The following is a 22186-nucleotide window of genomic DNA, read 5'->3' as shown; positions in this document are numbered from 1 at the left end:
GCCTCAGTCCTTCACGCTGCCGTCCCAGGTGACGTGGATGATGCCGGGCTGGCGTTGCAGCCCGGCGATCACCTCCCTCAGCTCCGCCGGCTCCACGGCGGTCGCGACCAGCGTCGCGGTCACCTCGGCCAGGTCGGCGCCGCGCTCCTCCGCCGCGACATCGGCCACCGGGTATTGCGCCTCCTCCAGCCGCTCGACGAGCAGTTCGCGCAGCTGCGGCATGGCGCTACGGGTGACGAGGGCCTTAACCTGATAGGTCGCCTCGACATTGCGCTCGTTGATCGGGATGCGGTTGATGCGGTTGACCAGCGGCCGCAGCAGCGTGTTGCCGGCCAGGACGGCCAGGGTGAGCAGCCCCGCCTCGGCCAGCATGTCCGCCCCCGCGCAGGCGCCGACCGCCGCCGAGCACCAGAGCGTCGCGGCGGTGTTGAGGCCGCGGATGTTCAGCCCCTCCTTCATGATCACGCCGGCGCCGAGGAAGCCGATGCCGGTGACCACGTTGGAGACCACGCGCACCGCCTCCGTCGGGCCGATCATGCGGTGCGCCAGATCGACGAAGGCGGTCGCCCCCAGCGCCACCAGCACATTGGTGCGCAGCCCCGCGCTGCGCTGGCGGTACTGCCGCTCGGCGCCGATCAGCGTGCCGAGGACGAAGGCGGCGGTCAGGCTGACGGCGGTGTCGAGCAGCGAGGACAGGCTGGTCGTCTCGAGAAAGCTCGGGCTCATGGGAGGCGCTGACCCTCATGCCGGCGGTGACCACGGGGCGGGAGCATTCCGGATGGCGGGGGGCGTGACAAGCCCGGCGCCCTTCCGCTCCCCCCGGCCGGGGCGCTAGAGCGGGGCATGGACCGCATCCGCCTGCTCTCCGCCACCACCGCCGACCGCATCGCCGCGGGCGAGGTGGTGGAGCGCCCCGCCGCCGCCGTGAAGGAGCTGGTGGAGAACGCGCTGGATGCCGGGGCGCGGCGCATCCATGTCGCGCTGGAGGGAGGCGGCATCGGCCGCATCCTGGTGGAGGATGACGGTGCCGGCATGTCCCCGGCCGACCTCGCCCTCTGCGTCGAGCGCCACGCCACCTCCAAGCTGCCGGAGGAGGCGGCGCTGTTCCGCATCGCCACCCTGGGCTTCCGCGGCGAGGCGCTGCCCTCGATCGGCGCGGTGGCGCGACTCACCCTCACCAGCCGCCCGCCCGGCGGCGAGGCGCACAGCCTGGCGGTGGAGGGGGGGAGCAAGGGCGAGGTGCGGCCCGCCGCCGGCGCGCCCGGCACGCGGGTCGAGGTGCGCGACCTGTTCTTCGCCACCCCCGCCCGGCGCAAGTTCCTCAGGACGCCGCCGACCGAGGCCGGCCACGCGGTGGAGGCGGTGCGCCGCCTGGCGCTGGCCTGGCCCGAGGTGGCCTTCACCGTCGAGGTGGAGGGGCGCCGCGTCCTGACCCTCGCCCCCGCCGACCGGACGGCGCGGCTCGCCGCCCTGCTGGGGCCGGACTTCGCCCGCGCCGCCGTGCCGGTCACGGGGCGGTGGAGCGACCTCGACCTGGACGGCATGGCCGCCCTGCCGGCGCTGACCCGCGCCACGGCGGCGGAGCAGCATCTGGTGGTCAACCGCCGCCCGGTGCGCGACCCGCTGCTGCGCGCCGCGCTGCGCGTCGCCTACCGCGACCTGATCGCCGCCGGGCGGCACCCGGTCGCGGTGCTCTTCCTCGAGCTGCCGCCGGAGATGGTGGACGTGAACGTCCATCCGATGAAGACCGAGCTGCGCTTCCGCGAGGCGGGGCTGGTGCGCGGCGCGCTGATCTCGGCCCTGCGGCGTGCCCTGGCGGTGGGCGCCGGGCCGCAGGCCAGGGAGACCGGTGGGGAGACCGGCGGCGGGCCGGCTTCCTGGCCCGGCGAGGCGGCGCTGGCGGCCCCGGCCGGCGCTGCCGTGCCCGGCTTCGCCGAGGCGCGCGAGCCCGGCCTGGCGCCGCCGCCCATGCCTCCGCCCCTGCCTCCGCCCTGGCAGCCGGGCCTGCGCCTGCCGCCGCCCTCCTCCTGGCCGGCCGCGCCGGCCGCCGGGGGCCGGATCCCCGTCCGGGAGGCGCCCGCCGGCGACAGGCCCCTGGGCCGCCCGCTGGCGCAGCTGATGGACACCTACATCCTGGCCGAGGCGCCGGATGGCGCGCTGGTGCTGGTCGATCAGCACGCGGCGCATGAGCGGCTGACGCATGAGGCGCTGAAGGCGCAGCTCCTGGAGGGCGAGGTGCGCCGCCAGCCCCTGCTGCTGCCCGCCGTGGTCGATCTGCCGGCCACGGACCTCGCCCGCCTGCTGGAGGCGGCGCCGCTGCTGGAGCGGCTGGGGCTGGAGCTGGAGGGCTTCGGCCCCGGCGCCGCGCTGGTGCGCGCCATGCCGGCCCTGCTCGGCAATCCCGACCCGGCGCCGCTGCTGCGCGACCTCTGCGCCGAGCTGGCGGAATGGGAGGACAGCACGGCGCTGGAACGGCGGCTCGACATGGCCGTGGCGCGGCTGGCCTGTCATGGCTCGATCCGCGCCGGGCGGCGCCTCAAGCCGGAGGAGATGGACGCGCTGCTGCGCCAGATGGAGGCGACGCCGCGCGCCGGCACCTGCAGCCATGGCCGGCCGACCTGGCTGCGCCTCGGCCGCGCCGAATTCGAGAGGATGTTCGGCCGCCGCTGACGGCGGGGAGCGCGCGGCCCCCCGCCGGCCTCAGCCGCGCAGCGTCGCGCCGGTCGCCTTGCCCACGGCGGCGACGATCCTCGCCCCCACCGCCTCGATCTCGGCATCGGTCAGGCTGGCGGCGCGCGGCTGCAGCACCACCTCCAGCGCCAGCGAGACCTTGCCCTCGGGCAGCTTCTCCCCGGCATAGCGGTCGAACAGCGACACCTCGGCGATCAGCTCGCGCTCGGCGCCGCGCGCGGCGCGCAGCAGCGACTCGGCCGGCACGGCGGCATCGACCAGGAAGGCGAAGTCGCGCCGCAGCGGCTGGAAGGCGGGCAGGTCGGGCAGGCCCTTCTTCCGGCGCTTCGGCTCCGGGATGGCGTCGAGGAAGACCTCGAAGCCGACCACCGCGCCCGCGAGGCCGAGCGCGGCGCAGAGCCTCGGATGCAGCGCGCCGAAGCGGGCCAGCACCATCCTCGGCCCCTGCCGCACCACGCCGGAACGGCCGGGATGATAATGCGCCGGCGCATCGGCGGTGACGCTGAGCGCCGCCATCGGCACGCCGAGCGCCGTCAGCACCGCCAGCGCATCGCCCTTGGCGTCCATCGCGTCCACCGGCCGCGAGGGCTCGGCCCAGTGACGCGGCGTGGCGCCGGCGCGCAGACCGGCGGCGAGCAGCGCCTGGCCCTCGGGCGCGGCATCGGCATAGGCGCCGCCCAGCTCGCAGAGCGCGAGGTCCGGCCAGCCGCGCGCCTGGTTGCGCGCGGCGGCCAGGGCCAGGCTGGCCAGGGGGGTGGGGCGCATCTGGTCGAGATCGGCGGCGATCGGGTTCTCCAGCCGCAACCGCTCCGGCACGTCGCCGAAGCGCGCCGCCGTGGCGCGGTCGAGGAAGCCGAAGGAGACGCAGTCCAGCATCCCGCGCGCCGCCAGCACCCGCCGCGCCAGCCCGGCCCGCGCCTGGCGTGGCGTCAGGGCGGGCAGCGGCACCGGCGAGGCGACCGGCAGCGAGGCGGGCGGGATGCGGTCCAGCCCGTGGATGCGCAGCACCTCCTCCAGCAGGTCGCATTCCGGCTCGATGGCGGCGCGGCCCTCGGCGGCGGCGCGCGCCTTGGCCTCCGGCAGGCCGGGCGCCTGGACCAGGGCCTCCGCGCCCATCGCCGCGATGTCGTTGCGCCAGGGGGGGACGGAGACCGTCACCCGCTCCGCGTCGCGCGACAGCACGCCGAAGCCCAGCCGCTCCAGCGTCGCCACCGCCGCCTCGGGCGCGATCTCGGCGCCGCCCAGGCCGGCGATGCGCTCGAAGCGCAGGCTGGCCTCGCGCCGCCAGGACGGCTCGGCCCCCGCCTCGGCGATCTCCGAGGCCTCGCCGCCGCAGAGCGCGATGACCATCGCCGTCGCCGCCTCCAGCGCGTCGGGCAGCAGCGCGGGGTCGATGCCGCGCTCGAAGCGCTGCCGCGCGTCGGAGCGCAGCCCGTGCCGCCGGCCGGAGAGGGCGATGCGCACCGGATCGAAGAGGGCGCATTCGATGAAGACCTCGGTGGTGCCCTCGTCCGAGCCGGAATGCTCGCCGCCCATGATGCCGGCCAGGGATTCCACCGCCGCGGCATCGGCGATGACGCAGTCCTCCGGCGTGACCGAGACCTCCTTGCCGTTCAGCGCCAGGAAGCTCTCGCCCTCCCGGCCGCGCCGCAGGACCAGGGTGTCGCCCTTCACCTTGGCGACATCGAAGACATGCAGCGGCCGGCCGAGGTCGAAGGTGAAGAAGTTGGTGATGTCGACCAGGGCGTTGATCGGACGCAGGCCGATGGCGGTCAGCCGGTCGCGCAGCCATTGCGGCGAGGCGCCGTTGCGCAGGCCCCGCACGGCGCGGCCCAGCACCCAGGGGCAGGCCTCGCGGTCCTCGATCACCCAGCGCAACGGCGCGGGATAGACGCCCGGCACCGTCTCCGGCGCGAAGGGCAGCAGCCGGCCGAGCCCGGCGGCGGCGAGGTCGCGGGCGATGCCGCGCACCGAGAGCGCATCGCCCCGGTTCGGCGTGACCGAGATCTCCACCACCGGATCGTCGAGCCCGGCCCAGGCGGCGTAGGCGGCGCCCACCGGCGCGTCGGCCGGCAGGTCGAGGATGCCGTCGTGATCCTCGCCGAGGCCGAGCTCGCGGGCGGAGCACATCATGCCCTCGCTCTTCACGCCGCGGATCTCGCCCACCTTCAGCGTGATGCCGGAGCCGGGGATGACGGCGCCGGGCAGGCCCAGCACGCCCTTCATGCCGGCGCGGGCATTGGGCGCGCCGCAGACCACGGAGAGCAGCGTGCCGGAGCCGTCATCGACCTTCAGCGCGCGCAGGCGGTCGGCATTCGGGTGCTGCGTGGCCTCGACGACATGGGCGATGCGGAAGGGCGCCAGCGCCGCGCCCCGGTCCTCGACGCCCTCCACCTCCAGGCCGATGCTGTTGAGGGTGGCGGTGATCCGCTCCAGCGTCGCCTCGGTCTCGAGGTGCCGCTTCAGCCAGGACAGGGAGAACTTCATCGTCTCACACCCCTTCCGCCAGGGAGGCCGGGGAGAGCGGGCTGTGCCCGTAGTGCCGGAGCCAGCGGATGTCGCTTTCGTAGAACGGCCGGAGGTCGGGGATGCCGTGCTTGAGCATGGTGATGCGCTCGATCCCCATGCCGAAGGCGAAGCCCTGCCACTCGCGCGGGTCGATGCCGCAATTGGCCAGGACGCGGGGATGCACCATGCCGGAGCCCAGGATCTCCAGCCAGTCGTTGCCTCCCCCCTGGGCCTTGCCCAGCTCGCCGGTCCTGCGGTTCCAGCCGATATCCACCTCCATCGAGGGCTCGGTGAAGGGAAAGTAGGAGGAGCGGAAACGCACCGGCAGGTCGCGGATGCCGAAGAAGGCGCGCAGGAAGTCGATCAGGCAGCCCTTCAGATGCGCCAGGGTGATGCCGCGGTCGATCACCAGCCCCTCGACCTGATGGAACATCGGGGAATGGGTCGCGTCGTGATCGGCGCGCCAGGTGCGGCCGGGGACGATGACGCGGATCGGCGGCTCCTGGGAGAGCATGGTGCGGATCTGCACCGGCGAGGTATGGGTGCGCAGCACCGGCCGCGAGCCGCCCGCCGTGGCCGGCAGGTAGAAGGTGTCGTGGTCCTGCCGGGCGGGATGGTGGTCGGGGATGTTCAGCGCCCCGAAGTTGAACCAGTCGCCCTCGATGTCCGGCCCCTCCGCCACGCCGAAGCCCATGGCGCCGAAGATCGCCGTCAGCTCCTCCACCGTGCGGGCGATGGGATGGATGGCCCCGGCCTCGGCGCCCGCCGGCGGGTGGGGGCGGGGCGGCAGGGTCACGTCCATCCGCTCGGCGGCGAGGCGGGCCTCCAGCGCGGCCTCCTCCAGCACCAGGCGGCGGGCCTCGAAGGCCTGCTCCAGCTCGCCCTTGAGGCGGTTCACGGCGCCGCCGCGCTCCTTGCGCGCCTCGGGCGCCACCGCGCCCAGCCCCTTCAGCAGCGCGGTCAGGCTGCCGCTCTTGCCCAGGGTCGCGACACGCACGGCATCGAGCGCGCGCAGGTCGCCCGCCGCCGCCAGCGCCGCCTCGGTCTCCGCCCGCAGGGCGGCCAGGTCATCGGTCATGTCACTCGGTCCCATCCGTCGCCGGGTCTCGGAAGCCCGATACGAAAAAAGCCGCCGGACGCCCGGGCTCTCACCCGGGCGGCGGCGGCTCTGTCCTCACTCCCCCGCCCAGGCGGGGGCGGAGATCACGCTTCGGCGGAAGCCGGCAGCGCCGCCTTGGCCTTCTCGACCAGGGCGCCGAAGGAGGCGGCGTCATCGAAGGCGATGGCGGCCAGCACCTTGCGGTCCAGCTCGATGTTCGCCGCCTTCAGGCCGGCGATGAACTTCGAGTAGGTCAGGCCATGCTCGCGCACGGCCGCGTTGATGCGCTGGATCCACAGGCCGCGGAACTCGCGCTTCTTCACCCGGCGGTCGCGATAGGCGTATTGCAGCGCCTTCTCGACCCGCTCGAGCGCGGGGCGGTAGCCGGTGGAGGACCGGCCCACATAGCCCTTGGCGAGCTTCAGGACCTTCTTGTGACGGGCATGGGCGGTGACGCCGCGCTTGACACGAGCCATGGTTCAGATCCTTACCTTACCGGGCCGAGCCGTAGGGCATCCACTGCTTCACCGTGTCGCCGTCCTGCTTGTTCAGCACGAAGGTCCCACGGTTCTGCCGCTTCATCTTGTTGGTCTTGGCGGTGAGCATGTGGCGCTTGTTGCCGACGCCGGCCTTCACCAGGCCCGTGGCGGTCAGCTTGAAGCGCTTCTTCACGCTCGACTTGGTCTTCATCTTGGGCATTTCGGTCTCCTTGAGATCGGAGTCCCAATTGCAACCGTCAAGTCACAATCAGGACACGAAGCCGCGGCCGGGCATGCCCTACAGGCCCGGACGCGCGGATAGCGGAGGCGGGCCTATACAGTCACCCGCCCCGCGAGACAAGCCTCCGGAGCGGGCCTTCCCGGCCGGCGGGGGCTGCCCCGCGCGCCCGGCATGGGCGCTCCCCCCGTACCTGTCCCCTCCCGCCGGCGTGGCGCGGGCCTTGCCGTAATCCCGACCTTGCGCCAGCCTGCACGATGGCGAAACGAAACGCGCCCCGAGAAGGCCGCGCCCCGATAAAGATCTCGCCTGGAGGACACGATGTCACCGCCATTCCCCATCCGCCGCCGCCTCGTCACGGCGCTGCTGCCGCTGGCCGCCCTCGCGCTCTCCTCCTGCGCCAGCCCGACCGCCCCCCCTGCCTCCCGCCAGGCCGTGCTCGACGCGGCGCTGCGCGAGCAGGTGCAATCCGGCAAGGTCGGGGCCATCGCGGCGCTGGTGCTGCGCGAGGACGGCACGGTGCTCTACAGCGGCAGCGCCGGCGAGACCGCGCCCGGCAACGGCACGCCGCCGGCGCCGGACAGCCTGTTCCGTCTGGCCAGCATGACCAAGCCCTTCACCTCGGTCGCGGTGATGCAGCTGGTCGAGCAGGGCCGGATCGGGCTGGACGATCCGGTCGGCCGCTGGCTGCCGGAGTTCCGCAACCTCCGCGTCCGCGCGCCCCAGGCGGGCGGGCAGACGGGCGGCCCGGCCGGGACCGCCGCGCGGGACCGCACCGTGCCCGCCGCGCGCCAGCCCACCGTGCGCGACCTGCTGCGCCACACCTCGGGCCTGTCCTACACCTTCCTCAATGTGCCCGGCGTGGTCGAGGCCTATCGCCGCCTCGGCGTGGATGACGGGCTGGCGGCCCCCGGGCGCGCGCTCGACGACAACATGCGCCGCCTCGCGCGGGCGCCGCTCGCCATGCAGCCCGGCAGCGGCTGGCACTATTCCCTGGCCACCGACGTGCTCGGCGCCATCGTCACCCGCGCCAGCGGCGAGCCGCTCGACGCCTATGTCGCCCGGCACATCGCCACGCCGCTCGGCCTCGGGAGCTTCGCCTTCCACGTGCCGGAGAGCGCCCGGCCGCGCATGGTCACGGCGCTCTATCCGGATGCGGCGGGGACGCTGCGGCCGATGGCCAGCCCGCAGGTGGTGCCCTACCCGCTCTCGGGCGGCACCTGGACGGCCGATCCGAACCGCGCCTTCAGCGCCGCCGCCTATCCTTCCGGCGGCGCCGGCGCCACCGCGACCATCGGCGACTACGGCCGCTTCGCGCGCATGCTGCTGCGCGGCGGCGAGCTGGACGGCGCGCGCATCCTGAAGCCGGAGACGGTGGCGGAGATGACCCGGCCGCAGACTGGCGCCTATCCGATCGACCTGCGCGGCCCGGGCTATGCCTTCGGCTACGGCTTCTCCGTGCTGACCGATCCGGTGGCGGGGAAGACCAGGCAGGGCCCGGGCACCTATGGCTGGGGCGGCATCTACGGCACCGGCTTCTTCGTCGATCCGGCCCACCGCATCGTCACGGTGGTGATGACGCAGACCGGGGTGAATGGCGGCCCGGCGGCCAATGCGGTGCGCGAGGCGGTGTACGGCACGCTGGAGGCGGCTGGCGAGTGAGGCGGGCGCGGCGGGCGCGCGGGTTCCACCGCCGCCGCGCCGCGCCTATATAGGCAGCCGTGTCCACACCGTTCCGCAAGATGCACGGGCTGGGGAACGACTTCGTCGTGCTCGACGCCCGTCCCGCCGCCCTGCCCCTCACCCCGGCCCGCGTCGCCGCCCTGGCCGACCGGCACCGGGGCATCGGCTGCGACCAGCTCATCGTCATGGAGCCGCCCGGCACGGGCGCCGACGTCTTCATGCGCATTTGGAACCCCGACGGCTCCGAGGCCGGCGCCTGCGGCAATGCCACGCGCTGCATCGCCAGCCTGCTGATGGCCGAGACCGGGCGGGACCAGGTGGTGGTGCGCACCGTGCGCGGCGACCTGCCGGCGGAGCGCGCGCCGGATGGCGGCATCCGCGTCGACATGGGCGCGCCGCTGCTCGGCTGGCAGGACGTGCCGCTGGCCGAGGCGATGGACACGGCGCATCTGCCCCTCGAATCCGCCGGCCTGGCCGATCCCGCCGCCTGCTCGATGGGCAATCCGCATGTCACCTTCTTCGTCGAGGATCTGGACGCGCTGGACTGGCGCGCGCTGGGCCCGGCGCTGGAGCACCACCCGCTCTTCCCCGAGCGCGCCAATATCGGCTTCGCGCAGATCCTCTCGCCCGAGCATATCCGCCTCGGGATCTGGGAACGCGGCGCCGGCGCGACGCTGGCCTGCGGCTCGGGCGCCTGCGCCACGCTGGTCAACGCGCATCGCCGCGGCCTGGCCGGGCGGCGCGCCCGGATCGACCTGCCAGGGGGCAGCCTGATGCTCGAATGGCGGCTGGAGGGCGGGGTGCTGATGGGCGGCCCGGTCGCCACCGCCTTCCTCGGCACCCTCGACCTCGACGCCTGGCCGGCATGAGCGGGGCCCCTTGAGCGCGGCGCCGGCGCGCCCGGCGGGCGACGAGCCGGTCCAGCTGCTCAGCTTCGGCTGCCGGCTCAACACCTATGAGAGCGTCGCCATGCGCGAGCTGGCGCTGCGGGCCGGGCACAGCGGCGTCATCCTGGTCAACACCTGCGCCGTGACGGCGGAGGCCGAGCGGCAGGCCGCCAAGGCCATCCGCCGCGCCGCCCGGGAGCATCCGGACCGCCGCATCCTCGTCACCGGCTGCGCCGCGGAGATCGCCCCGGCGCGCTGGGCCGCCCTGCCCGGTGTCGCCCGCGTCATCGGCAATGGCGGGAAGCTCGCGCCCGCCACCTGGGCGCTGGAGGCCACGCCCGGCGCGGCGGCGGAGGCCCCCGCGCCTCGGCCGGTGACCGATTTCGCCGGCCGCGCCCGCGCCTTCGTGCAGGTGCAGCAGGGGTGCGACCACCGTTGCACCTTCTGCGTCATTCCCCAGGGGCGGGGCGCCTCGCGCTCCGTGCCGCTCGGCGCCATCGTCGGCGAGGTGCGCGGCCTGGCCCGCACCGGCTGCGGCGAGGTGGTGCTGACCGGAGTGGACATCGCCAGCTACGGCAGCGACCTGCCGGGCCGGCCGCGCCTGGGCCAGATGGTGCGCCGCCTGCTGGCCCTGGTGCCGGAACTGCCCCGGCTGCGCCTCTCCTCGCTCGATCCGGCCGCGATCGACGACGATCTCTGGCGGCTGCTCGCCGACGAGCCGCGCCTGATGCCGCACCTGCACCTTTCGCTGCAGCATGGCGACGGGCTGATCCTGAAGCGGATGAAGCGCCGCCACACGCCGGAACAGGCGCTCGCCCTCGCCGCCCGGGCGCGGGCGCTGCGGCCCGGCCTCGCGCTGGGGGCCGACCTGATCGCCGGCTTCCCGACCGAGACCGAGGCGCAGTTCGCCGCCAGCCTCGCGCTGGTGGAGAGGATGGGGCTGCACTTCCTGCACGTCTTCCCGTATTCCGAACGGCCCGGCACGCCGGCCGCCCGCATGCCGCAACTGCCGACCGCCCTGCGCCGCGAGCGGGCCGCGCGGCTGCGCCAGGCCGGCCAGGCGGCCGCGCTCCGCTTCTACCAAGCCCGATTGGGACAGGAGGAAACCGTGCTGATGGAAGGTCCCGATCGCGGCCACACCGAACACTTCGCCCCGCTGCGCCTGTGCGGCGGGCCGGCGGCGCGGCATGGCCAGCTGCTGCGCCTGCGCGTGACGGGCGCCGATGCCGAGGGGCTGCTCGCCGCCGCCCCCGCCGGGGAGGGCTGAGCCATGGCCCTGCGCGATCTCTGGGCCCGGCTGACCGGGCGCGAGAAGGACAAGGACGCGGAGAGCGCGCCGCCGCCCGAGGCCGAGGGGCAGTCCCCGCCGGCGGCCGAGGCGCACCCCGCCACCACCGCCCCGGCCCCCGCCGAGACCCGCAGCGCGCCCGAGCCGGACGACCAGCGTCCGGCGGCGGCGCCGCGCCCGAGCCCGGTGGCGCCGGCCGAGACGCGGTCCGGCTTCCCGGACCTGGCCACATCTCCGGGCCCGGCCCGACCGGTGCCGCCGGGCGACCTGCCGGCCTCCCCCCCCGAGGTCCCGCCCCTGGCGCCCGACCGGACGGAACCCGCCGCCCCGCCCGCCGAGGTGCCGCCACCCACCCCCGCCGATCTGCCGCCACCGGCCCCGCCGGAGCATCCGGCGCCGCCGCCGGCGCCGCGCCCGGCCGGCGTGCCGCCGGGCTGGGACCGCCCGCCGCAGGAGATTCCGCCCCCGGACCGCCCGGTGGGACCGAGGCCGGCCCCGCCGGAGGTGCCGCCCGCCGCCCCGCCGGCCGCGCCAGCGGCGCCGCCGGAAGTGCCCGCGCCGGAGCCGGCGCCCGCCGCGCCTGCCCCCGCCCCTGCCCCTGCCCCTGCTCCTGCCCCTGGGCCCGTCCCTGGACCGGGGAGACCGGCCCCGCCGCCGGCGCCGCCCAAGCCGGAGCCGCCCACGCCCGAGCCGCCCACGCCCGAGCCCGCGCCCCCCGAACCCTCGCCGCCCGCGACGCCTCCCGGCTCCGCCACCGCCTATCGGGCGCCGGAGCCGCCGCCCGGGACCACCCCGGCCGAGACCGGGGAGCCGCAGCGGGGCGGCTGGTTCTCACGCCTGAAGGCCGGGCTCTCACGCTCCACCAGCAAGCTGACCGACGGGCTGACCGGCCTCTTCACCAAGCGCAAGCTGGACGAGGCGGCGCTGGAGGAGCTGGAGGAGGCGCTGATCACCGCCGATCTCGGCGTCGCCGCCTCGGCGCGCATCGTCGAGGGCTTCCGCCGCACCCGCTTCGGCAAGGAGGTGACGGATGAGGAGGTGCGCGAGGCGCTCGCCGCCGAGATCGCCACCATCCTGGAGCCGGTCACGAAGCCGCTGGTGCTGGACCCGCAGAAGCGGCCGCATGTCGTGCTGGTGGTCGGCGTCAACGGCACCGGCAAGACCACCACCATCGCCAAGCTCGGCCAGCAGTTCCGCGAGCAGGGTCGCAGTGTCACCTTCGTCGCCGGCGACACCTTCCGCGCCGCCGCCGTCGAGCAGCTGCAGATCTGGGGCGGCCGCACCGGCTGCGACGTGGTGGCGCCCGCCCGGGAAGGCGCGGATGCCGCCGGCCTCGCCTTCGATGCGCTGCGGCAGGCACAGGAGAGGGGCACCGAGGTGCTGCTGGTCGACACCGCCGGCCGGCTGCACAACAAGACGGCGCTGATGGAGGAGCTGCGCAAGGTGGTGCGCGTCCTGCAGCGCCTCGATCCCACCGCGCCGCATTCCGTCCTGCTGGTGCTGGATGCCACCACCGGGCAGAACGCCACCCAGCAGTGCAAGGTCTTCTCCGAGATGGTGAACGTCACCGGGCTGGTGGTGACCAAGCTGGACGGCTCGGCCAAGGGCGGCGTGGTGGTGGCCCTGGCGCAGGAATTCGCCCTGCCGGTGCATGCGGTGGGCGTCGGCGAGAAGGCCGCCGACCTGCGGCCCTTCTCGGCGCGGGACTTCGCCCGTTCCCTGCTCGGCCTGAGCTGACGCGCCGGGGGCCGTCGCGCCGGCCAAGCTTGGAATTTCCGCGCCGCTTTCCTAGCTTTATCCGGGCAAGGCGGCCCGTCTTGCCGCCCTCCATCCCTGGCGGAGACCCGCGTGCAGTTCCGGAGCCCAGAATGACCCCGCCCCCGGGCGAACCGGCGGAGGGCCGCCCCCTCGTCGGCGCCCCCTTGGCCGATGCCCCCTTGGCCGGTGGCAAGCGGCCACCCGCACTCCGCAGGGCGCATGGCATCCCGGACCTCCCCTCCCAGCCGGTGCCGCCCGCGCCCGAGCAGGCGGCGGCCGAGATCCGCGTCGCCTCCTACAACGTGCACAAATGCGTCGGCCTCGACCGGCGCTTCGATCCGGCGCGGATCGCCGGCGTCATCGCCGAGCTCGAAGCCGACATCGTCGCGGTGCAGGAGGCGGACCGCCGCTTCGGGCGCCGGACCGGCCTGCTGGACACCGCGGCGCTGCGCGATTGCGGCCTCTCCCTGCTGCCGGTGTCCCGCCTGCCGGACGGGCATGGCTGGCACGGCAATGCCCTGCTGGTGCGGCGGGGCACGCCGGTGCGGCTGCAGCGCCTGGCCCTGCCCGGAGCCGAGCCGCGCGGCGCGGTGATCGCCGAGCTGGAGCTTGCCGCAGGGCCGCTGCGCGTCGTCGCGGCGCATTTCGGCCTGCTCAAGCGCTGCCGGATGCGGCAGGCGGCCGCCATCCTGGAGAGCATCGGCCAGGGCGAGAGCATGCCGACGGTGATGATGGGCGACCTCAATGAATGGCGCCCGGGGCGGCGCTCCTCGCTGCGGCCGCTGGAGTCGCTGTTCGGCAGCCTGGGCTTCGGGCCGGCCAGCTTTCCCTCCCGCCTGCCGGTCTTCGCGCTGGACCGCATCCTGGGCTGGCCGCGCGGCGTTGTGCGGGACGTGCAGGTCCATGACACCCCGCTGGCGCGCGTCGCCTCCGACCATCTGCCGCTGAAGGCCCGGCTGATCCTCACGCCGGACCAGGCGGCGCTGGCCGGCGATGTGGCCGCCGCAGCCTGATTAACCATGCTCCACGCCCCCCTCCGCGGCACGGTGCCCGCCATGGCCCCCATCGTGGCCGGTGAGCCGCCGCGCCCGAGCGAGGCGGTGCGCGCGGTCGGGCGGATGACGCGCAGCCTCGGCACGGCCAGCGGCGCGGCGCTGGTCCCCGGCGGGCTGGAGGCCTTCATGCTGCGGGCCGTCATGGCGCGCGCCGCCGGCCATGGCCTGGATCTGCAGTACTACCGGTGGTCGGACGACGTGACCGGCGGCCTGCTGGCGCGCGAGGTGCTGCGCGCGGCGGATCGCGGCGTCCGGGTCCGCATCCTTCTCGATGACAGCTACGTCCTCGGGCCGGAGCGCCGCATCGCCCTGCTCGACGTGCATCCGCGCATCGAGCTGCGGCTGTTCAACACCGCGCGCTTCCGTTTCCTCGGCCAGTTCGGCCTGGGGCTCGAATTCGCCCTCGGCGGCTGGCATCTCAACCACCGCATGCACAACAAGAACTGGGTGGTGGATGGCGCCATGGCCCTGGTCGGCGGGCGCAATATCGCGGATGCCTATTTCGACGGCGCGGGCGACTTCAACTTCCGCGACCTCGACATGCTGATCGCGGGTCAGGCCGCCCAGCAGGCGCAGCGGGTCTTCGACAGCTACTGGGCCAGCAGCCTGGCCCGGCCGGTCGAGCGCTTCCGCCGCGTCGCCCGCCGCGCCAGCCAGGAGGCGCTGGCCGCCTTCCGGGCGGAGCTGGACGCCATCCCCGAGACCGCCAAGGTACACCCCTACCTGCAGGCGCTCCGCGCCGAGCACGGCCGCTGGCTGGAGCGCGACCATGCCCTGCTGCCGGTGCCCGAGGACGGGCCGGAAGGCCTGCGCGTGCTCTCCGACCCGCCGGCCAAGGCCCAGGGGCGTGGCGTGCCGGGCGGCGTGGCGCCGGCGGTGGAGGCGATGCTGCTCGGCGCCCGGCGGGAGGCCCTGCTGATCTCGCCCTATTTCGTGCCCGGCGAAGCCGGCATGGCGGTGATCGAGGCCCTGGCCCGGCGCGGCGTGGCCATCACCGTCATCACCAATTCCCTGGCCGCGACCGATGTGGTGGCGGTGCACAGCGGCTATGCCCGCTACCGGCCGCGCCTGGTGGAACTCGGCGTCGCGCTCCACGAGCTGAAGCGCAGCGGTCGGCATGACAGCGGCGTCTTCGGCTCCAAGGGCGCGAGCCTGCACACCAAGGCACTGATGGTGGATGGCGACCAGGTCTTCGTCGGTTCCTTCAACCTCGACCCGCGCTCGGCCAACCTCAACACCGAGATGGGCGCCTTCGCCCGCCATCCCGGCCTGGCGGAGAAGCTGGCGGTGGAGCGCGACCGGCTCTGCGGCCCGGAGCGCAGCTACCGCGTCACCCGCGACCCGCGCGGGCACCTTCTCTGGACCGATGACGAGGGCAGCACGGCGCACGAGCCCGAGGCGCCGCTCGCCCGCCGGGCCCTGGCCCGCCTGGTGCGCTGGCTGCCGATCGAGGCGCAGCTCTAGCGGGCTTCACGCCGCACCCGCGCCGTGGTTCCGTCGCCGCATCCCGCAGCGAAGGACACCGCCCATGACCGAAACGCCCGAGGATCTCTGCCGCTGGGAGCGCCGCACGGCGCCGGAGCTGCGCGAACTGGCGGCACGGGAGGCGCTGGTGGTGCTGCCCGTCGCCTCGCTGGAGCAGCACGGGCCGCATCTGCCGGTCTGGACCGACAGCATGATCGGCCATGCCTGCTGCCTGCGCGCCGCCGCCAAGGCCGCCGGCGCGGGCGCCCCCGTGGTGGTGCTGCCGCCACTCTGGACCGGCATGTCCGAGCACCATCTCCCCTTCGGCGGCACCATCACCCTGGATTACGCCGCCTTCCGCGCCGTGCTCGCCTGCGTCTGCCGCTCGCTGAAGGCGCAGGGCTTCCGGCGGCTGTTCCTGGTGAACAGCCATGGCGGCAATATCGATCCGCTGGCGGTCGCGGCGCGCGAGCTCTGCCTGGAATTCGCCATGCCCGTGGTGGCGACCACCGTCTTCCATGTCGCCGGCCCCGCGCTCGGCGCGCTGCTCGACACCCAGCCCGGCGTGCAGCACGCCTGCGAGGCGGAGACCAGCTTCTGGCTGGCGATCGACCCTGGCCAGGTGCGGCGGGAGCGCATCGCCGAGGCGCTGGCCGATGACAGCACGGCGCATCCCGGCCCCTTCCAGCGCTTCTGGTCCTTCGCCGAGCGGGCGCCCCGCACCGGCGTGCGCGGCGATCCGCGGGCCGCCACGGCGGAGAAGGGCGAGAAGCTGCTGGACCTCGTCTCGGACGCGCTGGCGGCGGCGATGCGCGACCCCCTGCTCTGGCGCGCGCCGGACATGGTCTGGGAACCGGCCCGGGGTCAGGCCGGGTAGGCCTTCAGGCCTTCTTCTCCCAGCCGCGCGCCCCCTGCTGCCAGTAGGTCAGCGCATGGCCGGCGCCGCGGGCGGCCGCCCAGCGGCCGCGCGCGGCGGCGACCGCGGCCTCGTCCTGCCCGTCGAACAGGTCGAAGACGCGGTCGTACTCACCCAGCCGGGCGCTGGCGGCGCCATCGACCAGGAAGAGGAAGCGGGCGCCGTTCGGGGCCTCGTCCGCCTCGGTCAGCCAGATGGGCTGCAGCTCCGCATGTCCCGTCTGCGGCGTGCCATGCGGCAGCCAGTCGGGATCGGCGCTGAGCCAGAGGGAGGTGTCGAGGCTCGCCAGCCGCAGCGGATCGCCCACCCGCACCACGGCGCGCCCGCCGCCGGCCAGCACCCGGCCGAGCAGCTTCGGCAGCGCCGCCTCCAGCGGCGTGCGGGTCAGGTGGTAGAAGCCGATCTCGCTCATGCCCCGGCTTATACCATGCCCGCCGCCGGCCATCACGCGGGGCGCGGCGGGTCGGCCCGTACCGTGCGCCTCGATGGTGAGGACGCAGAGCGAATGCGGAGCTGGCCCCGCAGAGCCGGTTGTTCTCCTGCCCGGCCCGCTGCCGGCGGACGGGCGGAGCCCGTGCCACACTAGCGGCCCCGCGGGGCGCGACGGCGCCTTCCCGGTCGCTTCTCGGGACCCCCTCAGATCCGGTGCGGGTCCTCGAAGCGCGCCGCGACGAGCCCGGCCAGCAGCCGCACGCCGAAGCCGCCGGGAAGCGAGAGCGGGGCATCCTCGCCGCGCGCCGCCTCGCCCACCATGCCGGCCATGTCGAGATGCGCCCAGGCCGGCGGGTCGTCGCCCAGGAATTCGTGGAGGAAGGCGGCGGCGTGGCCGGCATCGGGCTGCGCCCGCCCGGAGGGATCCCGCGGCGCGCATTGCCGCAGATCGGCGATGTCGCTGTCCAGCGCCGCGTCTCCGGCCTGCGGCAGCGGCATCGGCCAGAGCCGCTCGCCCACCGCCTCCCCCGCTGCGCAGAGCGCCGCGGCCAGCACCGGGTCGTTGCCGTAGAGGGCGGCGCGGTGGTGGCCCAGCGCCGTGATGGCGGCGCCGGTCAGAGTGGCGAGGTCGATCACCGCCTCGGGCCGGAAGGCGCGCACGGCATAGTTCAGCGCATCGGCCAGGATCAGCCGGCCCTCGGCATCGGTGTCCACCACCTCCACCGTCCGGCCGGAGAGGGTGGCGACGACATCGCCCGGCCGGTAGGCGGCGGCGCCGATGGCATTCTCGGCCATCGGCAGCACGGCGGCGGCGGGGGCGGGGCTGTCGCGCAGCGCCAGGGCCAGCATCGCCCCGGCGCAGGCGGCGGCGCCGGCCATGTCCTCCCGCATCACCTCCATCCCCGCGCCGCGCTTGAGGCCGAGCCCGCCGGTGTCGAAGGTGATGCCCTTGCCGACGAAGACCACCGGCGGCACCGCCAGCCGCCCGGCCCAGCGCAGGACGACCAGGCGGGGCGGATGGGCCGAGCCGCCGCCCACCGCCAGCAGCCCGCCGAAGCCGGCCCGCTCCAGCGCCCCGCGGCCCAGCACCTGCACCGCGATGCCGTGCCGCTCCAGCCGCTTCAACGCGCGGGCGAAGCGGGCGGGGGTCAAGCGGTTGGCCGGCGTGGCGACCCAGCGGCGGGCCCGCGCCACCGCCTTCAGCATCGCCCGCTCCGCCTGCCAGAGCGGCGCCAGCGCCTCCGGCCGGTCATGCCACAGGTCGAGCCGGAAGCCGCCGGGCGCCGCCAGGGCGAGGCCACGGGCCAGCGCCAGCGCCTGCGCCGGCGACAGGTGGCGGGCATCGAGCACGGCGCGGCGCGTCCCCTCCGGCAGGGCCGGCAGGGCGGCGGCGGCGGCCCGTTCCCAGGCGGGAGGATCCCAGGCGGAAGAATTCCAGGCGGGAGGATCGGCCTGGTCCGCCGGCACCGGCAGCAGCAGCCGGCCCTCCCGCCAGCAGGGCGCCGCGGGCCGTTCGGCGAGGTCGGGCAGCGGGGCGGGCGCGCCGGGCGGCCAGGGCAGCAGGCGCGGGCGCGCCGCCGCCTTGCGCCCCAGCCGCCCGCGCAGCCGCAGCCGCATCGGCCGGAAGCGCGCCGCATCGGCCGGCTCCGACGCCACGCTCAGCCTTCGTAGTGCCCGGCCACCAGACGGTCGAGCAGCCGCACGCCGAAGGCGGTCGCGCCCTTGGGCGTGGTCGCGCCGTCCTTGGTGGCCCAGGCGGTGCCGGCGATGTCGAGATGCGCCCAGGCGACATGGCCCTCGCGCGTGTCGATGAAGCGCTGGATGAACTGCGCCGCGCTGATCGAGCCGCCCGGCCGGCCGCCGACGTTCTTCATGTCGGCGATGTCGGACCGGATCAGCTTGTCGTAGGCCTCGCCCAGCGGCATGCGCCAGAGCTTCTCCTCGACCTCCGCGCCGGCCGCCAGCAGCTTCTGCGCCAGGTCGTCGTCGTTGCTGAACAGGCCGGCATGCTCGTGGCCGAGGGCGACGATGATGGCGCCGGTCAGGGTCGCGAGGTCGATCATGCAGCGCGGCCGGAAGCGCTCCCGCGCGTACCAGAGCAGATCGGCCAGGACGAGCCGCCCCTCGGCGTCGGTGTTGATCACCTCGATGGTCTGGCCGGAATAGGAGGTCACGACATCGCCCGGCCGCTGCGCCGTGCCGGAGGGCATGTTCTCCACCAGCCCGACCAGCCCGACGACATCGGCCCGTGCCTTGCGCCCGGCGATCGCCGCCATGGCGCCGATGACGGCCCCGGCGCCGGCCATGTCGTACTTCATGTCCTCCATGCCGCCGGCGGATTTGAGCGAGATGCCGCCGGTGTCGAAGGTGACGCCCTTGCCGATCAGCGCGACCGGCGGCGCGTCGCTGGCGGGCCCGGCGCCCTTCCATTGCATGACCACGACGCGCGGCTCGCGCGCGCTGCCCTGCGCCACGCCGAGCATCGCGCCGAAGCCCAGCTTGCTCAGCTCCTTCGGCCCCAGCACCTCGACCTCGACGCCGAGCTTCTCCAGCCCGCGGCAGCGCTCGGCCATCTCCTCGGGGAAGAGCACGTTGGGCGGCTCGCTGACCAGGTCGCGCGCCAGGAAGACGCCGTCGGCGATGGCCGAGAGCGTGGCGAAGGCGGCCTTGGCCTCGGAGGGCGCGGCGCTGGCGAGGGAGAGGCGCACCAGCTTCGGCCTGTCCTCGGCCTTCTCCCGGGTGCGGTACTTGTCGAAGCGGTAGCTCCGCAGCCGGGCGCCGGAGGCGAAGGCGGCGGTCAGCGCGGCGTTCAGCCCGTCGGTCGCGATGAAGGCCTCGGGATCGCCCGCGATCAGCGGCCAGGCCGCCCCGCCCGCCGCCTCGGCCGTCCGCGCGTCGGGCGTGGCGCCCAGGCCGATGGCCACGATGCGGGAGAGATGCCCGCCCTTCCCGCCCGGCGCCCAGAGGGTGCAGATCTGCCCCTTCCGCCCCTTGAAGCCCGCCGCCTCCAGCGCGCGCGTGACGGCACCCTCCGTCGCCGCATCCGCCTCCCGCGCCAGCCCCGCCAGGGTGAAGCCCTCGGCCAGCGGCAGCACCAGGGCGCCGGAGCGGGGAAGGGCGGGCTTGACGAAGAGGATATCGGTCATCGCGGAGTCCTGGCTGGTGCGCGTCGGCGGTGTCGCCCGAACGATAACACCGGGTCGACGGGATGCCAGGGGGAGGGACGCCAAGGGGAGGGACGCCAGGGGGCAGCGCCGCCGCCCCGCGCGGCCATGGCGGGGGCCGGATGCCCTCCTGGCCGCGGGCCGCCCCGGCGGTCGACAGGGCCGTCACGCGAGGGTCCACTGTCGGGCTCGGAGCCTATCGCCACCCGATGCCCCAGCCAAGGCCAGGACATGACCCTCCCCTCGCAGCCTCCTCCGCGGCGCCGCGCCTTCGTCGCCGATACCACCGCCCTCCTCCTGTTCTTCACCACCACGGGGGTCATCAACGAGCGCTTCATCGCCGGCATGAGCTGGGAGCAGGTGGGCCAGGCCCGGCTGCTGGGCGCGGCCCTGATGATCCCCATCGGCCGCCCCTATGGCCTCTGGCGGGACTGGCTGATGCGGCGCGCCCGGCCGGGCCGCCTGTCGCGGCTGCTGTGGGACAGCCTGGCGCTGGTCAGCTTCCAGGTCCCGATCTACGCGGCGATCATCGCGGTCAGCGGTGCCTCGGGGCGAGGCCTGCTGCTCGGGATCCTCGGCGCCACGGCGATGATGCTGGCCCTGGGGCGCCCCTATGGCGCCTTCCTGAACTGGGTCCGGGCACGGTTCGGCCTCCCCCCGGGCGGCATGCGGCCGATGAGCCTGAACGGCTGAGGCCGGCGCGGCGGTCCCCGCAAGACTCGCGCGGCGCGGCTCCCGTGGTGCTACACCCTCCCGCACCATGACCGAGCAAGACCTCCTCGCCCTCGCCGCGCGCCTCGCCCAGCGCGCCGCCGCCGCCATCCTCACCGTGCGCGATGCCGGCTTCGCCGTGGAGCGGAAGGAGGATATGAGCCCCGTCACCGCCGCCGACCGCCTGGCCGAGGCGCTGATCACCGAGGGGCTGCGCGAGGCCACGCCGGAGATCCCCGTGGTGGCGGAGGAGGAATGCTCGGCCGGGATCATCACAGCCGCCGCGCCGCGCTACTGGCTGGTCGATCCGCTCGACGGCACGCGGGAATTCGCCGCCGGGCGGGAGGAGTTCACGGTCAATATCGGCCTCGTCGAGAAGGGCCGGCCGCTGCTCGGCGCCGTCGCCATCCCGGCCACCGGCGAGCTGTTCACCGGCCTCGTCGGCCGGGGCGCGTGGAAGCGCGACGCGGCGGGCGAGCGCCCGATCCAGGCCCGCCGCCCGCCGCCGGAGGGCCTCACCGTCATGGCCAGCCGTCATTACAGGGACGATCCGCGCCTGCCGGAATTCCTCGCCGGGCGGCGGGTGGCGCGCATCGTGCAGATCGGCTCGGCGGTGAAGTTCTGCCGCCTGGCCGAGGGCGTGGCCGATCTCTATCCGCGCTTCGGCCGCACCATGGAATGGGATACCGCGGCGCCCGAGGCGGTGCTGGTGGCGGCCGGCGGCCGGGTGACGAATTTCGACGGCACGCCGCTGGCCTACGGCAAGCCCGGCTGGGAGAACCAGCCCTTCCTCTGCCACGGCGCCGCGTGAGCACCGTGCTGCTGGACCCGGCGGAGGGCGGCGTCGCGCACGCGGCGGCGCTGCTGCGCCAGGGCGGGCTGGTCGCCTTCCCGACTGAGACGGTCTATGGCCTCGGCGCCGATGCGCGAAACCCGGAGGCCGTGGCGCGCATCTTCGCCGCCAAGGGCCGGCCGCGCTTCAACCCGCTGATCAGCCACTTCCCCGAGGCGGAGGCCGCCTTCGCCGAGGTGGTCGCCGACGACCGCGCCCGGCGCCTCGCCGCGCGCTTCTGGCCCGGGCCGCTGACCCTGGTGCTGCCGCGCGCGCCGGGCAGCCGCATCGACCTGCTGACCGGCGCCGGCCTGCCGACGCTCGCCGTGCGCGTGCCGGCGCATCCCCTGGCCCGGGCCCTGCTGCGCGCCGCCGCGGTGCCGGTGGCCGCGCCCTCGGCCAATCCCTCCGGCCGTGTCTCGCCGACCACCGCCCCGCATGTGCTGGACGGGCTGTCCGGGCGCATCGACGCGGTGCTGGAGGGGGGGGCCTGCGCGGTCGGGCTGGAGAGCACGGTGCTCGACCTCAGCGGCCCGCGCCCGGTCCTGCTGCGCCCCGGCGGCGTGGCGGCGGAGGCGATCGCCGCCCTGCTCGGCCCGCTGGACCGCCCGGCGGCGGGCGGCGGGGCGGAGGAAGCCCGCCCCTCCCCCGGCCTGCTGGCCTCGCATTACGCCCCGGTGCTGCCGCTGCGGCTGGAGGCGCGGACCCTTCGCCCCGGCGAGGCGCTGCTGGCCTTCGGCCCTCCCCTGCCGGGCGCCGCGCTGTGCTGGCAGCTCAGCGCGGCGGGCGACACGGTGGAGGCCGCCGCCCGGCTGTTCTCCGGCCTGCGCTGGCTGGACGACGAAGGCCGCCAGCGCGGCCTGACCGGCATCGCCGCCATGCCCATTCCCGCGGGAGGGCTCGGGGAGGCCATCAACGATCGGTTGTCCCGCGCCTCCGCACCACGACCGGAGGCTTGACGCCACGGCGGCAGGGCGGCGA

19 protein-coding genes are annotated in these 22186 nt (G+C 75.2%); 11 read left to right on the top strand and 8 right to left on the bottom strand.

Translation table 11 applies throughout. The annotated features are described in order from the left end of the window. Nucleotides 1–3: 3 nt before the first annotated feature. Entirely contained in the window at nt 4–726 is a 723-nt protein-coding gene (locus tag D9598_RS05065) for an MgtC/SapB family protein (RefSeq protein ID WP_198365308.1), read from the bottom strand. 117 nt (nt 727–843) lie between these two features. On the opposite strand from D9598_RS05065, the gene mutL reads away from it, so the two are divergent. Beyond that, the gene (gene mutL / locus D9598_RS05060) at nt 844–2670 is read left to right on the top strand and encodes a DNA mismatch repair endonuclease MutL (protein ID WP_198365307.1); all 1827 of its coding nucleotides are present in this window, start codon (nt 844–846) and stop codon (nt 2668–2670) included. A 30-nt stretch (nt 2671–2700) separates the two neighbouring features. Here the strand turns inward: mutL and pheT are convergent, their stop codons facing one another. The 4 genes from pheT to rpmI form a co-directional block, all read right to left on the bottom strand. Beyond that, nucleotides 2701–5178, bottom strand: a complete 2478-nt coding sequence (gene pheT / locus D9598_RS05055; protein WP_198365306.1) for a phenylalanine--tRNA ligase subunit beta — start codon at nt 5176–5178, stop codon at nt 2701–2703. A gap of 4 nt (nt 5179–5182) precedes the next feature. Then, a complete protein-coding gene (gene pheS, locus D9598_RS05050) occupies nt 5183–6277 on the bottom strand; it encodes a phenylalanine--tRNA ligase subunit alpha (RefSeq protein WP_198365305.1) in 1095 nt (364 codons plus the stop codon). A 125-nt stretch (nt 6278–6402) separates the two neighbouring features. Further along, nucleotides 6403–6774 carry a 50S ribosomal protein L20 gene (gene rplT, locus D9598_RS05045; RefSeq protein WP_198365304.1) on the bottom strand — a complete coding sequence of 124 codons (372 nt, stop codon included), beginning with the start codon at nt 6772–6774 and terminating at the stop codon, nt 6403–6405. A gap of 16 nt (nt 6775–6790) precedes the next feature. Next, entirely contained in the window at nt 6791–6997 is a 207-nt protein-coding gene (gene rpmI / locus D9598_RS05040; RefSeq protein WP_198365303.1) for a 50S ribosomal protein L35, read from the bottom strand. 339 nt (nt 6998–7336) lie between these two features. Between rpmI and D9598_RS05035 the strand changes: the two genes are divergently transcribed. The 7 genes from D9598_RS05035 to D9598_RS05005 all read left to right on the top strand — a co-directional run bounded on the left by D9598_RS05035 (nt 7337) and on the right by D9598_RS05005 (nt 16027). Next, entirely contained in the window at nt 7337–8677 is a 1341-nt protein-coding gene (locus D9598_RS05035) for a serine hydrolase (RefSeq protein WP_198365302.1), read from the top strand. 59 nt (nt 8678–8736) lie between these two features. Then, nucleotides 8737–9567 carry a diaminopimelate epimerase gene (gene dapF, locus D9598_RS05030; protein ID WP_198365301.1) on the top strand — a complete coding sequence of 277 codons (831 nt, stop codon included), beginning with the start codon at nt 8737–8739 and terminating at the stop codon, nt 9565–9567. A gap of 10 nt (nt 9568–9577) precedes the next feature. After that, on the top strand, nt 9578–10852 hold the full coding sequence (mtaB, locus tag D9598_RS05025) for a tRNA (N(6)-L-threonylcarbamoyladenosine(37)-C(2))-methylthiotransferase MtaB (RefSeq protein WP_198365300.1): 1275 nt from the start codon (nt 9578–9580) through the stop codon (nt 10850–10852). Nucleotides 10853–10855: 3 nt separating this feature from the next. After that, nucleotides 10856–12610, top strand: a complete 1755-nt coding sequence (ftsY, locus tag D9598_RS05020; RefSeq protein ID WP_232476910.1) for a signal recognition particle-docking protein FtsY — start codon at nt 10856–10858, stop codon at nt 12608–12610. Between the two features lie 131 nt (nt 12611–12741). Then, a complete protein-coding gene (locus D9598_RS05015) occupies nt 12742–13644 on the top strand; it encodes an endonuclease/exonuclease/phosphatase family protein (protein ID WP_198365299.1) in 903 nt (300 codons plus the stop codon). Between the two features lie 6 nt (nt 13645–13650). Continuing rightward, entirely contained in the window at nt 13651–15150 is a 1500-nt protein-coding gene (locus D9598_RS05010) for a phospholipase D family protein (protein ID WP_198365298.1), read from the top strand. 64 nt (nt 15151–15214) lie between these two features. Next, complete coding sequence (locus D9598_RS05005) at nt 15215–16027, top strand: creatininase family protein (RefSeq protein WP_198365297.1); 813 nt, start codon at nt 15215–15217, stop codon at nt 16025–16027. Between the two features lie 4 nt (nt 16028–16031). On the opposite strand, the gene D9598_RS05000 is transcribed toward D9598_RS05005, so the two are convergent. The 3 genes from D9598_RS05000 to D9598_RS04990 form a co-directional block, all read right to left on the bottom strand. Further along, nucleotides 16032–16478, bottom strand: a complete 447-nt coding sequence (locus D9598_RS05000) for a DNA polymerase III subunit chi (RefSeq protein WP_198365296.1) — start codon at nt 16476–16478, stop codon at nt 16032–16034. A 224-nt stretch (nt 16479–16702) separates the two neighbouring features. Beyond that, nucleotides 16703–18154, bottom strand: coding sequence for a leucyl aminopeptidase family protein (locus D9598_RS04995; protein WP_198365295.1), 1452 nt, complete (start codon nt 18152–18154; stop codon nt 16703–16705). A 2-nt stretch (nt 18155–18156) separates the two neighbouring features. Beyond that, nucleotides 18157–19644 carry a leucyl aminopeptidase gene (locus D9598_RS04990; RefSeq protein WP_198365294.1) on the bottom strand — a complete coding sequence of 496 codons (1488 nt, stop codon included), beginning with the start codon at nt 19642–19644 and terminating at the stop codon, nt 18157–18159. Nucleotides 19645–19893: 249 nt separating this feature from the next. On the opposite strand from D9598_RS04990, the gene alaE reads away from it, so the two are divergent. The 3 genes from alaE (at nt 19894) to D9598_RS04975 (ending at nt 22164) form a co-directional block, all read left to right on the top strand. Beyond that, nucleotides 19894–20355, top strand: coding sequence for an L-alanine exporter AlaE (gene alaE / locus D9598_RS04985; protein WP_198365293.1), 462 nt, complete (start codon nt 19894–19896; stop codon nt 20353–20355). Nucleotides 20356–20422: 67 nt separating this feature from the next. Further along, nucleotides 20423–21184, top strand: coding sequence for a 3'(2'),5'-bisphosphate nucleotidase CysQ (cysQ, locus tag D9598_RS04980; RefSeq protein WP_198365292.1), 762 nt, complete (start codon nt 20423–20425; stop codon nt 21182–21184). Further along, the gene (locus D9598_RS04975; RefSeq protein WP_370591934.1) at nt 21181–22164 is read left to right on the top strand and encodes an L-threonylcarbamoyladenylate synthase; all 984 of its coding nucleotides are present in this window, start codon (nt 21181–21183) and stop codon (nt 22162–22164) included. Before cysQ ends, D9598_RS04975 begins: the two co-directional genes overlap by 4 nt. The last annotated feature ends 22 nt before the right edge of the window (nt 22165–22186 follow it).

Origin of the sequence: Roseomonas sp. KE0001 (genome assembly GCF_016107285.1) — a bacterium.
GTDB lineage: Bacteria > Pseudomonadota > Alphaproteobacteria > Acetobacterales > Acetobacteraceae > Pseudoroseomonas.
The sequence above is the reverse complement of the archived record's forward strand: the minus strand, read 5'-3'. Positions and strand labels throughout refer to the sequence as shown.

Bases quoted from the DNA above. Each gene is read 5' to 3' on its own strand.
- pheS (WP_198365305.1), bottom strand. From the start codon at position 6,277: ATGACCGATGACCTGGCCGCCCTGCGGGCGGAGACCGAGGCGGCGCTG.
- rplT (WP_198365304.1), bottom strand. From the start codon at position 6,774: ATGGCTCGTGTCAAGCGCGGCGTCACCGCCCATGCCCGTCACAAGAAG.
- ftsY (WP_232476910.1), top strand. From the start codon at position 10,856: ATGGCCCTGCGCGATCTCTGGGCCCGGCTGACCGGGCGCGAGAAGGAC.
- D9598_RS05005 (WP_198365297.1), top strand. From the start codon at position 15,215: ATGACCGAAACGCCCGAGGATCTCTGCCGCTGGGAGCGCCGCACGGCG.
- D9598_RS04990 (WP_198365294.1), bottom strand. From the start codon at position 19,644: ATGACCGATATCCTCTTCGTCAAGCCCGCCCTTCCCCGCTCCGGCGCC.
- rpmI (WP_198365303.1), bottom strand. From the start codon at position 6,997: ATGCCCAAGATGAAGACCAAGTCGAGCGTGAAGAAGCGCTTCAAGCTG.
- mutL (WP_198365307.1), top strand. From the start codon at position 844: ATGGACCGCATCCGCCTGCTCTCCGCCACCACCGCCGACCGCATCGCC.
- D9598_RS05035 (WP_198365302.1), top strand. From the start codon at position 7,337: ATGTCACCGCCATTCCCCATCCGCCGCCGCCTCGTCACGGCGCTGCTG.
- D9598_RS05065 (WP_198365308.1), bottom strand. From the start codon at position 726: ATGAGCCCGAGCTTTCTCGAGACGACCAGCCTGTCCTCGCTGCTCGAC.
- D9598_RS05000 (WP_198365296.1), bottom strand. From the start codon at position 16,478: ATGAGCGAGATCGGCTTCTACCACCTGACCCGCACGCCGCTGGAGGCG.
- pheT (WP_198365306.1), bottom strand. From the start codon at position 5,178: ATGAAGTTCTCCCTGTCCTGGCTGAAGCGGCACCTCGAGACCGAGGCG.
- alaE (WP_198365293.1), top strand. From the start codon at position 19,894: ATGACCCTCCCCTCGCAGCCTCCTCCGCGGCGCCGCGCCTTCGTCGCC.
- D9598_RS05015 (WP_198365299.1), top strand. From the start codon at position 12,742: ATGACCCCGCCCCCGGGCGAACCGGCGGAGGGCCGCCCCCTCGTCGGC.
- cysQ (WP_198365292.1), top strand. From the start codon at position 20,423: ATGACCGAGCAAGACCTCCTCGCCCTCGCCGCGCGCCTCGCCCAGCGC.
- D9598_RS05010 (WP_198365298.1), top strand. From the start codon at position 13,651: ATGCTCCACGCCCCCCTCCGCGGCACGGTGCCCGCCATGGCCCCCATC.